14 protein-coding genes are annotated in these 13,553 nt (G+C 49.8%); 9 read left to right on the plus strand and 5 right to left on the minus strand.

Translation table 11 applies throughout. The features are described from left to right. Window positions 1-136: 136 nt before the first annotated feature. The 3 genes from JNJ77_03285 to thpR form a co-directional block, all read right to left on the minus strand. On the minus strand, window positions 137-1,192 hold the full coding sequence (locus JNJ77_03285) for a hypothetical protein (GenBank protein MBL8821585.1): 1,056 nt from the start codon (window positions 1,190-1,192) through the stop codon (window positions 137-139). Further along, window positions 1,185-1,514 carry a PadR family transcriptional regulator gene (locus JNJ77_03290; protein MBL8821586.1) on the minus strand — a complete coding sequence of 110 codons (330 nt, stop codon included), beginning with the start codon at window positions 1,512-1,514 and terminating at the stop codon, window positions 1,185-1,187. Before JNJ77_03290 ends, JNJ77_03285 begins: the two co-directional genes overlap by 8 nt. A 75-nt stretch (window positions 1,515-1,589) precedes the next feature. After that, complete coding sequence (gene thpR, locus JNJ77_03295) at window positions 1,590-2,114, minus strand: RNA 2',3'-cyclic phosphodiesterase (GenBank protein MBL8821587.1); 525 nt, start codon at window positions 2,112-2,114, stop codon at window positions 1,590-1,592. Window positions 2,115-2,178: 64 nt separating this feature from the next. Between thpR and JNJ77_03300 the strand changes: the two genes are divergently transcribed. Beyond that, a complete protein-coding gene (locus JNJ77_03300; protein ID MBL8821588.1) occupies window positions 2,179-3,993 on the plus strand; it encodes a M1 family metallopeptidase in 1,815 nt (604 codons plus the stop codon). 24 nt (window positions 3,994-4,017) lie between these two features. Here the strand turns inward: JNJ77_03300 and JNJ77_03305 are convergent, their stop codons facing one another. Together JNJ77_03305 and JNJ77_03310 are read right to left on the minus strand one after the other, a co-directional pair. Then, window positions 4,018-4,737 (minus strand): pyridoxine 5'-phosphate synthase, encoded by a 720-nt coding sequence (locus tag JNJ77_03305; GenBank protein MBL8821589.1) that lies wholly within the window; start codon window positions 4,735-4,737, stop codon window positions 4,018-4,020. 69 nt (window positions 4,738-4,806) lie between these two features. Next, window positions 4,807-5,382: a hypothetical protein gene (locus tag JNJ77_03310; GenBank protein MBL8821590.1), complete on the minus strand. Its 576-nt coding sequence runs from the start codon at window positions 5,380-5,382 to the stop codon at window positions 4,807-4,809. Between the two features lie 169 nt (window positions 5,383-5,551). On the opposite strand from JNJ77_03310, the gene JNJ77_03315 reads away from it, so the two are divergent. From JNJ77_03315 to JNJ77_03350, 8 genes are all read left to right on the plus strand, one after another. Continuing rightward, entirely contained in the window at window positions 5,552-7,204 is a 1,653-nt protein-coding gene (locus tag JNJ77_03315) for a hypothetical protein (GenBank protein ID MBL8821591.1), read from the plus strand. Between the two features lie 96 nt (window positions 7,205-7,300). After that, window positions 7,301-8,347 (plus strand): exo-alpha-sialidase, encoded by a 1,047-nt coding sequence (locus JNJ77_03320; protein MBL8821592.1) that lies wholly within the window; start codon window positions 7,301-7,303, stop codon window positions 8,345-8,347. 142 nt (window positions 8,348-8,489) lie between these two features. Then, on the plus strand, window positions 8,490-8,849 hold the full coding sequence (locus tag JNJ77_03325) for a hypothetical protein (protein MBL8821593.1): 360 nt from the start codon (window positions 8,490-8,492) through the stop codon (window positions 8,847-8,849). 77 nt (window positions 8,850-8,926) lie between these two features. Further along, window positions 8,927-9,868, plus strand: coding sequence for a glycosyltransferase (locus tag JNJ77_03330; GenBank protein ID MBL8821594.1), 942 nt, complete (start codon window positions 8,927-8,929; stop codon window positions 9,866-9,868). After that, window positions 9,865-10,926, plus strand: a complete 1,062-nt coding sequence (locus tag JNJ77_03335) for an ATP-grasp domain-containing protein (protein MBL8821595.1) — start codon at window positions 9,865-9,867, stop codon at window positions 10,924-10,926. Before JNJ77_03330 ends, JNJ77_03335 begins: the two co-directional genes overlap by 4 nt. Next, window positions 10,923-11,804 carry an NAD(P)-dependent oxidoreductase gene (locus tag JNJ77_03340; protein MBL8821596.1) on the plus strand — a complete coding sequence of 294 codons (882 nt, stop codon included), beginning with the start codon at window positions 10,923-10,925 and terminating at the stop codon, window positions 11,802-11,804. Before JNJ77_03335 ends, JNJ77_03340 begins: the two co-directional genes overlap by 4 nt. Before the next feature lie 148 nt (window positions 11,805-11,952). After that, window positions 11,953-12,705, plus strand: coding sequence for a GNAT family N-acetyltransferase (locus JNJ77_03345; GenBank protein ID MBL8821597.1), 753 nt, complete (start codon window positions 11,953-11,955; stop codon window positions 12,703-12,705). Continuing rightward, on the plus strand, window positions 12,702-13,532 hold the full coding sequence (locus tag JNJ77_03350) for a class I SAM-dependent methyltransferase (protein ID MBL8821598.1): 831 nt from the start codon (window positions 12,702-12,704) through the stop codon (window positions 13,530-13,532). Before JNJ77_03345 ends, JNJ77_03350 begins: the two co-directional genes overlap by 4 nt. Window positions 13,533-13,553 lie beyond the last annotated feature (21 nt).

A 13,553-nucleotide genomic window follows, 5' to 3' on the forward strand; every position in this document is an offset into this window, starting at 1 on the left:
AATGCGAGCGTCTGGCCGTTACGCCGACGTGGGAGTGATAAAAAGAAAGCACACATCGGCCTTACGGCCTGACGCTCACAAAAGTAAAAGTTATCTTTGTTGTGGACATATAGCATCAACAACGCTGGCTCAATTATCATCGATCTTCCTTTATTACCTTCTGCCTGACTCTCTTGACAGCAGCCCTCACTGGTTCAAATGCCTGCTGAATGGATTCAATTGACTTGACAAGTGCCTTGGTATCTCCATTGCTGATGGTGAGATTCGCCGCCTCGATCTGTGCTTTTGTTTTCTCGATGGATTTGGCTAATACGTCAGTCGTCGGCTGATCTGCAAATTGTAACCAGGCGGAAAACGCTGGGCCGTTGGATAAAGCGCTCAGCGAGTACGTGACCCTGCTGAGTTGAAAAGCCACCGCTAACTCATCATTCTTCTTTGCTGCAAGCTGTGCCTCTATCAAGCTTGTGTCAATGCTTTCAAGCTGTTGCACCATCGAGGCTGGTGTCATACGGCCCAGCGCGGGCGTGGAAAGCAAAAAAGGTAATATCATTGACACCGACATGATTACCACCACCAGTAATAATCCCAGTGCCATGCTGTTCAGCACCGACAGCCGCATGAAAGGCTTGTTCTCGCTCTTCACCCGCCATTCAAATAGTGCCCACAAGGCAGCAAAGCCTAACACTGACCACCAGAACCATTGATCAATCGTGGATGCAACTCCGTAGATAAAATCAAACATCCAGTTGACAATGGAGCGAGCATCATCTGGTACAGGGATGAAGCCATCATGCTTCAGCTTTTTCATCTTCGGGAGCAGATAGATCATGCAGAAGAAACAAAAGAGAATCTCCAAGACGATGATGCCCACCACCATTAAGTACGTCCAAGTCGCCCAGAGCCACTTCGCTTTCATGGTCTTCTCCTTCCATTCCATCGCCTTGTCGATCACCATGGCCAGCATCATGCGATGTCCGTGGGTTGCCTCCAGTTCACTGCGTACGGTCTCCGGCGTTCCAAACTCCGCAAGTGCACGGTCGATGGCTTTTTGCTCCGAGAGCCCCGCCGTCTGATGCTGCGATATCGCATCCAGCAGATGTTCGCGCAGTTCCTGCCGGACATGTTCCCGCAATGCCTTGGGACCGCCCATGCTCCGGCACACCTGTTGCAGATAGTGCTCCAGCTTATTCATGGGATTTCTCCAGGATGCTGTTAACCGCCTTGCCCAATTCCTGCCACGACTGCTCCTTCTCCTTCAAAGCAGCCCGCCCTGATTTCGTGATGTGATAATATCTCCGCTTGCGACCCGTTTCCTTCTCTTCCCACTCTCCAGTGATCAACCCTGTCTGTTCCAATTTGTGCAGGCTTGGATAAAGCGATCCCTCTCGCCATTGAAAAGCGCCATCGGTATCACGATGCACGGTCGCAGCAATCTCATAGCCATACATCGCCTTCCTGCTTAAAAGCGAGAGGATGAGCAGCGACAATGTGCCTTTAAGTAGTTCCGTATCCATCGTGATCCACTAGCAAAGGAATCCGATACATTGGATTCCTATGTATTAACTGAAATGCTAACTGCTGTCAAGTAATTAACGGAGCTGAATCACAAATTCTTGATGATATGTAGGGCCTTGGGAACTCAACACGCTACTGAACAACACTACCTCGTTTACCCTGAACTCATCAGGCTCGAAGGGTTGTGTTAGAAATGCTTCCACAACTTCGCCAGGCACACGGCCATCACACCGGGCCAGCGTCAGATGCGGATGATATGGCCGCATTTCGGGCTGATACCCCACCATCACAAGCACTGCCTCCATTTCCCGATGTAATGACTGCAACTCTGTCGACTCGCGCACCCCTGCCCACAAAATCGTCTCTTTGCGATTGGCAAACTTCCCCAACGCTTCGATGGTTATCGAGAAATGTGGCGACCGTAATTTTTCCAGCCCCTGCCGATACACCTCCACTTCTCCTTCGCCGATAAAGTGCAGTGTCAAATGCATCTGTTCCGCCTTCACTAACCTTATCCCCGGCATTGGTGAAGGCTGCAGCGCCTGCAGTTTCTGAACAACTGCAGGAGGAAGAGCAATACCGGTGAATAGTCGTGCCATGGCGTAATCTCTTCGATCAAACATATACTGATCTTATTCACTAATAACTGCCGGGTAATTAATCATGCTCCCGTTGCTTTTCTTGCTCTCTCTGCAGTCCACTAATCCCGATCCCCACTCATTTGCCAACTCCCACCAGATCCGCACCGAACACCTCGACCTGCGTCTCAATGTCGATTTCGACAAGAAACAACTCACCGGCTACGTCACCCATCGCCTGAAGACGATGCCTGGCCAATCGCCGACGGAACTTGTTCTCGATACCCGTCAGCTCACCATCAACCGCTGTGAAATCAGCGACAATGACAAAGACTATAAGCCCACTACGCACCAACTAGACAAAGAAGACCGCATCTTCGGCTCCGCCCTGCACATCAAGATTACCCCTGCGACGAAGTATGTGCGCATCCATTACGCCACCAGCGCCGCTGCGAGCGGTCTGCAATGGCTGACACCCGCCCAGACCGCTTACAAACAACACCCGTTCCTCTTCTCGCAGTCGCAGGCTATCCACGCCCGTAGTTGGATTCCAGTGCAGGATTCTCCCGCAGTCCGCTTCACTTATACAGGTCTTGTGGATGTGCCATTCCCGTTACAGCCCGTCATGAGCGCCACCCGCCATGAAGCCAAGCCACGCTCGTTCAGCTTCACCATGGAACAGCCCATCCCCGCTTACCTGCTCGCCCTCGCCGTCGGCGACATCAAGTTTCAGCGTATTGGCAAACGCACAGGCATCTGGGCTGAACCCTCTGTCGTTGCCAAGGCTGCCAAAGAGTTTGAAGACATGGAACTCATGCTGGAAGCAGTGGAGTCGATGTATGGCCCCTATCGATGGGGAAGATATGACGTATTGATCCTGCCTCCCAGCTTTCCGTTTGGCGGCATGGAAAACCCGCGCATGACCTTCGCCACACCCACCGTGCTGGCCGGTGACAAGAGCCTGGTCTCGCTCATCGCCCATGAGATGGCCCATTCCTGGTCGGGCAACCTCGTCACCAACGCCACCTGGCGCGACTTCTGGCTCAACGAAGGGTTCACCGTCTACCTCGAACGCCGCATCCTCGAAAAAGTTTATGGCTCAAGCCGAGCGATCATGGAAACGCAAATTGGCCGCAATGTACTAGAGAAGTCTATCAAATCGATGAAACCCCGCGATCAGATTCTGCATATTGATCTTAATGGTCTCGATCCTGATGAGAACGTCACTGATATTCCCTACGAGAAAGGCTTTCTGTTTCTGTTGCATCTGGAGAAACTCATCGGCCGTGAACGCTTTGATGCCTTCCTGAAAGGCTGGTTCGCCAGTCATGCTTTTCAGAGCGTGACCACCGATGTCTTCGTTGCCTACCTCAAGAAAGAACTGCTCGACAAAGATGCAGCACTGGCCAAAGCGTTTCCACTGGATGGATGGATCAACAAACCCGGATTGCCCGCCGGGATTCCTGCTACTGTATCACCTGCTCTCAGTCATGTTGAGAAACTTGCCCAAGCATTTAAATCGAATTGGCTTGAAGCTCATGCTTTACCAGGCAAACAATGGTCAACCCAGGAATGGCTCTACTTTCTCCGATCTCTTCCGGAAACAATTCCAGCCAACAAACTGAAGGAACTCGACGATACCCATCACCTCACCCAGACCGGCAACAACGAAATCCTCTGCCAGTGGCTCGAAATAGCCATCCGGGCCAACTACGAACCAGCCTACCCCCGCGTTGAATCGTTCCTCATCACCGTCGGCCGTCGCATTTATGTTAAACCTCTCTACGAAGCGCTGATCAAGACGCCCCAAGGCAAAGAACGAGCGAAAGCCATATACGCCAAAGCAAGACCGGGGTATCATTCGATAACTGCGAACAGCATTGATGAGTTGTTGAAATAGTAGTTCTCACTCTCTGAGTGAGGACTACAAACCTCGCATCAGTTCCTTCATCTCCCGCACCGCCCGTTCCATGCCCACCATCACCGCTCTTGCCACTATGCTATGGCCAATGTTGAGTTCTTCTGCATGAGGCAAGGCAGCTATCGCTTGCACGTTCAGATAATTCAGTCCATGCCCCAGATGCACATGCAGTTTGGCTTCATTAGCCTGGATACAGGCTGCCTTCAGTCGGGCTATCTCCTCCGCTACCGCTGCTGCGTTCACCGCATCTGCATATTGGCCTGTGTGAAACTCCACTGCTTCCACACCTAGTTCCTTGCTGATTGTCACCTGGCGTGGATCAGCATCGATGAACAGTGAAACGGCGATTCCTGCCCCCTGCAGCGCTTTGATTGCTTCAGTCACAGCCTTCACGTTTGCCACGACATCCAGACCGCCTTCGGTTGTCAGTTCTTGCCGTTTTTCCGGCACCAATGTCGCATAGTCGGGTTTCGCCTTGCAGGCAATCGCCACAATCTCCGGCGAGCATGCCATCTCCAGGTTGAGTCGCCCAGGCACCGCATGCCGCAGTCGCAGCACATCGTCATCCTGAATGTGTCTGCGATCTTCCCGTAGATGGATCGTAATCCCATCCGCCCCGCCAAGCTGGGCCTGCACTGCAGCCCACACGGGGTCAGGCTCCCGACCTCGCCTTGCCTGACGAATGGTTGCAACGTGATCAATATTGACGCCTAGACGGAGCATTGAATTCTCTTTCTCACCTCTCCCCTGGCGGGAGAGGGGTTGGTAGTGAGGGGGTGCGCTTGCAGTGACCTAATCCGCACTCACTGGGAACGGATGCTGCTCAAACTTCGCTCCCATAGCCAGCCATCCGAGCAATCGCACCAAGGCAACAATGTAGAGCAATGCAGCAAAAGCCAGTGCCCCACCAACAGCCCAATCAACTGCCGCTTTGAATACCGAATCTGGCACCCAGAGTACGAAACTGACTGCCAGCAGAACCATCACGGGGATGACGATCCAGCTAAGAATCGCATGCTTCTTCTTCCAGGGTCGATACAGGCTCAGCATACAAAACGGAGCCAGCAAATAGTCCATGCTCCATCCTGTTTCACCCAGTGCAGTTCGACAACGTGCCAGCGTGCGGGGCACCATCTTGCGATAGAAAATGGCATATGCCTTTCCTACACCGAGCAGAATGATCAATCCGTAGAGGAACCAGTCGAATGCTGTCAGCGGAATCCCTTCCGTCTGGAGATACGTTAAACTGTACGCTTTATTCAAAAGGCGGTAACCACCCATGCCAAAGAGTGCGGCTAACGCCAGCAGACCCCAGATTTGACCCAGCGTTTTAGCCAAAGTTTGCCGTTCAGAGGGAATGGTAGACAAGGAGTCATCCTTTATGGTGCAGAAGCTATTATCAGCTTAGGATTTTGCGATCTGCGAGCTATAGTAATGACAGCCCGACGCGCCAGCGAGGGGCGATGTGCAATCGCAAGGTCCACCCTCGCTAGCGCGTCGGGCTGCCAAGTTCTTTGCTTCAATATGCAGGTGTTTGATGTCATCGCCCTCCCCCCAAGCCACATACCCTCAACCCCTTTCCTCGAAGGGTAAGGGGGAGAAGAAACCTTTTGTTCCGCCCCCGCACGGCTTGGCCCATTATGCCTGGCTGGTTGAAATGGCGGGTGCAATCCTTGTCGTCGCAGTACTCACCATTACCGAATCAGGTGGTATGTTCCGCGATTCTTGTTGCCTCTGGCACCCGGTCGTTGGAGAAAAACTCCTCCATGAGGGCTGGATTACCACTGACCCATTCAGTCACACCTTTGCTGGCAAATTCTGGATACCATTCCAGTGGCTGGGTGAAGTTGCCATGGCAAAACTCTATGAATGGGCCAGTTACGATGGAATTTTCTGGGCCACCGTAGCTCTTTTTGCAAGTATGTTCGGTTGGCTGGCAGGCCGGGCCGTACGGTTTGGATGTCATCCCATACTTGCTGCGCTCATTGGTTCACTTGCGTTTTTTGAATGTTGTCATCATTTCCATGCCCGACCCCATCTCATCACGATGGCAGGCATGTGTTTTCTGATGGCTTTACTCACTGATGTTGAAGCAGGCAGGTTGAAAAAACTTCATCTGTTATGGATTATCCCTGCATTCTGTCTGTGGGCCAATATTCATGGCGGCGTGCTCGGCGGCTGGGGCACCCTGGGTATCGTCTTCTTCGGCTGGGGCGTTTATTGGTTGTTGGGCTGGAATTCACCTATCGATTCCTGGAAAACTGTTGGCTGGTTGATCCTACTCTGTATTGCCGCCACTGCAGTGTTCCTGGTTAATCCTTATGGCTACGATTACATGCGCATGTGGGCAGAGATCATGAAGGCTGATCTGCCCAAGATTATTGTGGAACATGCTCCACTCAATCCAACCAGTGCAGTCGGAATCACCGTTCTGAGTGAAGCCCTTCTCTACTTCTTTATTCTGGCAGGCACATGGCCAAAGCATCGCCCTCGAGTTGTCTGGCTGTTGCCTATTGTCTGGCTGATTCTCGGTTGTTCTCGTATTCGTCATGCACCATTGTTCTCACTGGTCGCCATGATTGCGATCATCGACATGTTGCCTTACTGCAAATGGATGCACTGGCTGGCCAAGCGAAGTGATCTGTATGTTGAACCCAAGCCAGACGATCCAAAAGAACCGACTTGGGGCATTATTGCAGCTCGCTTATTCCCTTTGTTGATACTGGCTGTCCCTATCACCGGTTTGCGATTTGTCGAACTCGATAAGGAATGGTGGCCGCTGGAACTGATTCCTGAAATGAAAGAGCAGGCACAAAAACCGAATGTGAAATTATTCAACGAAGATCGCCTGGCAGGCATGGTCATCCGCTATGTTCCGGAACTGAAAGTATTCGTAGATGATCGTTGCGAACTCTATGGCGAAGCATTTCTACTTGATTACCTGGATGCCATCCGCGACAAGCCAGCCGACAAACCCAAGAATCCAGATCCTGATGCACCCACGGTGTTAACTCCGCAAGAGAGAGAAAAACAGGAATACTGGATGAATGAATGGACTAAACGGTACGGCATCAACCTGGCTCTTGTGCAGCCCAAGAGCAAGTTCGCAGCGTACCTTCGCACTGCACCTGGCTGGAGACTCGTCAAGGAAGTGAAAGGCGGATGCCTGTTTGTCAAAGATAACAATTGAACTTTGACAACAGCATCCATAATCGTCACAATCATCTGAGGAACAGTCTGGCTGAACCAGCCAAATCAATCACTTTTCATCACTTTGGGTTTCATGATGTTACTTTGTGTATTGCTTGCCGGTTTGACATTGGATGAAACAGAGCTGAGCAAACAGCCCGGTGTACTGGTGCGTGAATTCATTTACGAGAAAGCGCCGTTTCCAGAGTGTCATGCCTCTACCATTGTTGAAACACCCCAGGGAATAGTTGCAGCCTGGTTTGGAGGAACCGAAGAAAAGCACCGTGATGTCGGCATATGGATTTCACGTCTGGAGAATGGAAAATGGACAGCACCCGTAGAAGTCGCCGACGGTGTTATCAATTCCACGAAGCGGTTCCCAACATGGAATCCGGTACTGCATCAAGTCAAGGGTGGAGATTTACTGCTCTTCTACAAAGTTGGCCCTATTCCTGCTTCCTGGTGGGGCGAAGTCAAACGATCCAAAGATCATGGCAAGACATGGTCGTCAGCAGAGAAATTACCTGACAACATCATTGGCCCCATCAAGAACAAGGCAATCACCCTAGACGATGGCACCATTCTCTCAGGCTGCAGCACCGAGAACCAGGGCTGGCGACTGCACTTTGAGCGCAGCACTGATCAGGGGAAAACCTGGACCAGCACAGGTCCCATTCATGACGGCAAGGACGTCGGAGCCATTCAGCCAACTTTGTTACTGCATCCGCAGGGTCGCATACAGGCACTGAATCGTACTCGGGGCAAAGGCAAGATCTACGAAACATGGTCAGGTGATGGAGGCAAAACCTGGTCCAAACTGACACCAACGTCATTACCCCATTCCAATTCCGGTATTGATGGAGTGACTTTGACAGATGGCAGACAGCTATTGGTCTACAACCATGTCGATATTGCTGGAGTTGTTTCCCGAGCACGAACACCACTGAATGTCGCCATCTCCGATGATGGCAAAAACTGGAAAGCCGCAGCCATTCTGGAGAATGATAAAGGGGAATATTCATACCCTGCAGTCATACAGTCCAGTGACGGAAAAATTCACATTGTTTACACCTGGAAGCGGAAGAAAATACGGCATGTCGTACTTGATCCAGCCCAATTGGAAATAAAGAATTTGTGGAAATAATACACCTTTCATCTTCATGAAAGTCTCGGTGACAGCCCCTTGTCAACCCGGAGCACAGGGCTTAGTATCTCAGAAGCATGATGGCACGTGAGGCGATGAGGCCCGCGCTACTCATTCTTACAGGATTTAAGAGACATCATTGATGGGTAGCACACGCAAGGCAACCGTTCAGGTTTCTGTCAGTCTGGAACGAGCCGCCCGGCTGTATCGGCTGGTGGAATGGCTGGGTGAAGGCCCGCGAACCCGTGCCCAAATCCTGAATAAGCTCAAAATCGATATCCGCACTTTCTACCGTGATCTCGAGCTTCTGCGTGAATGTCAAATCGATGTTGCTTTGACCTCTCGCAAATATGTATTGATACCCGATGTCAAATCTGCCCTGATGGTTTTGCCTTTCCCTGACCCGTGCATCAACCTGGGTGAAGCACAGCAACTTTCAAAAGGTCGTTTGAAAATTCATCAAAAATTACGCGACGTTCTCAAGCAGATTGTTCGGAAATAACCCGTTACATGCTGTGCCGTTGACTCTCTTCCCAACAACAGCAGAATAACAATCAGTACCTATGTCTTTGAATTACTATGAATTCATATCCGGCCATCTCTGTTGTTATTCCAGTTTACCAGAGTGAGAAAAGCCTGCCTCCGTTAATTGAACAGTTGGAAACAGCGCTGAAAGCATTGTCTTTACCTGATTTCGAAGTCATCATGGTGAACGATGCCAGTCGAGACAATAGCTGGAAGGTCATCCAGACTTTATCAGTAGAGAAACCCTGGATACGTGGCATCTGTCTGATGCGCAATTACGGTCAGCATAATGCCGTTTTATGTGGTATACGAGCAGCACGCTTTCCCGTGGTTGTTACGATAGATGACGACCTGCAGCATCCGCCCGGTGAGATCGTCAAACTAATGAACGCACTGAATGATGAAACTGATGTTGTGTATGGTACACCTGAGAAGGAACAGCATGGCCTATGGCGAGACCTGGCTTCAGTAGTCACCAAGATGGCCCTGCAAAGCGCCATGGGAACCACGATTGCCCGCAAGGTTTCAGCATTTCGCCTGTTTCGCACCAAGTTGCGTGATGCCTTTGCCACTTATTCCAGTCCATATGTTTCCGTTGATGTACTCCTCACCTGGGGCAGCACACGTTTTACCTCAGTCAAAGTGAGACATGACCCGCGTACAATCGGAAAATCGAACTACACTTTCTCAAAGCTTGCACGGCATGCGATGAACATGATTACCGGCTTTAGTGCCGTACCTCTGCGATTGGCGACCTTCATTGGATTTGGATTTGCCTTGTTTGGCGGATTGTTGCTTGTTTATCTGCTGATCAATTATTTTGTAACAGGTGGAGGCGTTCAGGGATTCACCTTCCTTGCCTCAGTTATTTCACTATTCTCAGGGGTTCAGCTCTTTGCCCTGGGCATCATGGGTGAATACCTGGCACGTATGCACTTCCGCATGATGGATCGACCTTCCTATACTGTCCGCGTCGTGACAGGAGATACGACATGACAGCCCCAGTGAATATCCTGCTCTTGGGATTGGGTGGAAACGTCAGTCAGGGAATCTTAAAAGCGTTAAGGAAATCACAACTGCCTTTGAGGATCATTGGCGGTTGCGTACGTGCTGAAGCAGCAGGGCTCTACTTCTGTGATCATGCTCTCGTCACGCCTTATGCCACCGATCCGCATTTCATCAATTGGTTGATAACCACCTGTAATCAGTTTCAGATACACGGCATATTGACCGGTGTAGAAGAAATTCTGATTGCCATGGCACTGCACCAGAAAGCCTTGCAGCAGAATACCACTGCCAGGGTCATTTCTTCGTCGTATGAACGGCTCGAAATCTGTCATGACAAGCTGAAAACAGCCCATTGGCTGAAAGCTAACGGATTGAATTATCCGAAATCAGTAGATGCCGGTAACGAGGCGGACGTTTTGAATCTTCTTAATGATCTGGGACTGCCCTTATTCGCCAAGCCAAAAGTGGGTAAAGGTGCGAAAGGCGCCATGCGGATTGATAGCATCGAACAACTCAACAGTTTGCGTGGCAATGCAGAATATGTCATCCAGGAATTTCTACCTGAACAACAAAACGAAATTACCGCTGCCAGCTTTTCTGACATAGATGGCGAGGTTCGTGGCATCATCCTTTTCAAGCGAGATTTACAGAATGGCACGACGGTGTGCGCACAGGTCACACACTCGCCGATTGTTGAACAGGAAGTGATGCGAATCAGTCAGCGATTAAAGCCGAGTGGTCCATGCAACATGCAATTGCGAATGCATCGGGGTAAACCAGTATGTTTCGAGATTAATTTACGTTATTCGGGTACAGCACCCATCCGAGCCGAGCTGGGCTTTAATGATGTAGAAGCAGGAATACGTCACTATATTCTTGGCGAACCTGCGTACGATCTGGCAAAGATTCGGAACGGATTTGCATTGCGGTTCTGGAATGAAGTGTATCTCGACGAACAATCGTACACCCGTTTTCAGTCGAAGGGAAGCTTTGAGAATCCTGCTCAGAGCATTCAGCAATTCGAACAGTTCGGGAGAAAGCAGTGAAAGTCCTGATTACAGGCGCATCTGGTCTGGTCGGTGGGGCCATTGCCAGGCATTTGATACAAGCTGGACATGATGTTACTTGTCTTGTGAATAATCAAAATGTTGAGCTGCGTTGTGATTATGTAACTGGAAGACTGGGCGATGCATCCTTAGTTCAGAAAGTCCTCTCTAACAGTCCACGCTGCGATGCCATAATTCATGCTGCAGCAAAGATCAGCTACGACAACACACATCCTGAAATCATCACTACGAATATTATCGGCACCGAGCAGTTGATCCAACTTGCAAGGAAGTGGCACTCAAAGACGTTTGTTTACCTGTCATCGATTGGTGTAATTGGAAAGCCAGTGTACCATCCCATCACTGAAGATCACCCTGTGAATCCGCTCAGCCTGTACCATGCATCCAAACTGTTTGGCGAGCACTTGGTCCTGCTCCAATCAGATATTCCTTCACGCGTAATCTTGAGGCTGACAGCACCGGTAGGTGTTCACATGCCTCAACAGCGGATTCTGCCAGCGTTTGTCAAAAATGCCATTCAACATTTGCCTCTGCAAATTCAAGGCAGTGGTGAAAGACAACAGAACTATGTTGATGTTCGCGACATTACACAATGCGTCTGCAACGCACTTTCGTACACTGGCACAGGCATTTTCAACCTGGGCGGCAGCGATTGTATCTCAAACCTGAAATTGGCCAGGTTATGTATTGAACTACTAAACTCAAAATCAACAATTGAGCATTCCTCAACAGCTGACCCGGCACCCGACGAAGTATGGAATGTGTCGATTGATCGTGCGAAAAAACAGCTGAATTATCAGCCTCAATTCGATATCCGCTCAGTCATTAGGCAACTTGCAGATTATTATGCTCATTAGATTCGACTTCATGATAAGACTGTACCTTTTTCACTTGTGCTACAGAAAACGATATTGCAGACTTGAAGGTATTCCTTTTTGCAGCAGTACTAGATAACAACATTATTCACTTCGTTGTTATTGATGTATGTATAGCTTCTGGAAACGAATGCTGATGCAAGCTGGTGAGAGTGAACCCTGGCAACTCCTCTACTGGGATACCAATTTGTTTGGTATCCGTATTGCCCGCATTCTGCAGCCATTGACCGAAGTTGAGTTGCAGGCCTATCTGCTCTGGGCTCAATCGCACGATATTGAATGCACGTATTACGATTGCCCCATCGAACACGTTGACGCTATTCATCTTGCTCAACACTACAGCTTTCAGTTTGTTGATATGCGGGTATTGCTGAAGCGATCGATGAAAATCTCCGTTCCTTCGCATGCATCAGATAATGAAATCCGATCCGCACGTGATTCTGATATCGAGAAACTGCAGGCTCTATCCGTCGAGTTGCATAAGGATACCAGGTTTTTTGCTGATCGTCGTTTTCCAGTTGCCCAGGCTCGTGAACTCTATGCCATCTGGATGAGAAATGAATGTGCTGCAACCGACGGAGTTGTTTGGGTGAAAGTTGATGAGAACGATTCGCCCATTGGTTACCTGACCTGCAAAGCCCAGGGCGAGCTTGGCACTATTGGTCTATTTGGAGTCGCTTCGCAATATCAGGGGAAAGGAATTGGGCAAGCGTTATTACGAAAAGGGTTAGGTTGGTTTAATGAACAGAAATGCCAGAGAGTGCAGGTAGTAACGCAAGGCAGGAATACAGGAGCTTTGGCCAGTTACTGCATGCAGCAGTTCCTTATCATCAAGCAATCGGTCTGGCTTCATCGTTGGACGCAATCGACAGGCAGTTCATGAAATCCATTGCAGATCTCTCTTCACAACTTCAATTCGATGAACATGGCATCTGGCGAAGCCAGCGTTCACATCAGCTATCCTATCCTGAAGAAGGTAATCAACTGTATTACCAACTCGAAGACACTTCATTCTGGTTTCAACATCGCAATCAGGTCTTGTGCGAAATCGTGAAGCAATTCCCGCCTGCAGGTACATTCTTCGACATCGGCGGAGGAAATGGCTGTGTTGCCAATGCACTTCAGACGCAAGGACTGGAAGTCATTCTGTTGGAACCGGGGCCTGCCGGTGCATTGAATGCCAGAAAACGGGGTGTCCAACAGGTTATTTGTTCTACGCTGGAAGATGCTGGATTGGCTGAAGCCAGTATTCCAGCTGCAGGTCTATTTGATGTCATCGAGCATATCAATGATGATCAATCTTTGATGAAATATCTACGCACTCGCATGATGACAGGTGGCTTACTTTACATCACCGTGCCTGCATTCAGCATGCTTTGGTCGCACGAGGATGTTGAAGCTGGTCATTTCAGGCGATTTACTCTTTCACGACTTAAAAAACTAATTGAACAAACTGGCTATCAAGTTGAATACTCTACTTACTTTTTCAGTTTTCTGACAATTCCCATTTTCCTGCTCCGATCCATACCTTCAGCCATTGGTTTTCGTAAACAAAGCAAATCAGAGAAGGTTCAAGAGGAACACCGCCCTCGATCGGGATTTATCGGAAAATGGATGGATCGGTCGCGACAGAAGGAACTTCAACGCATCCACCAGAAGAAAACACTTTTCTGGGGCAGCAGTTGCCTTCTGGTTGCCCGTGCCGTTTAGTCCGATATGTTTAGGAAGAAC

The organism is Planctomycetia bacterium (assembly GCA_016795155.1).
Classification (GTDB): Bacteria; Planctomycetota; Planctomycetia; order Gemmatales; family HRBIN36; genus JAEUIE01.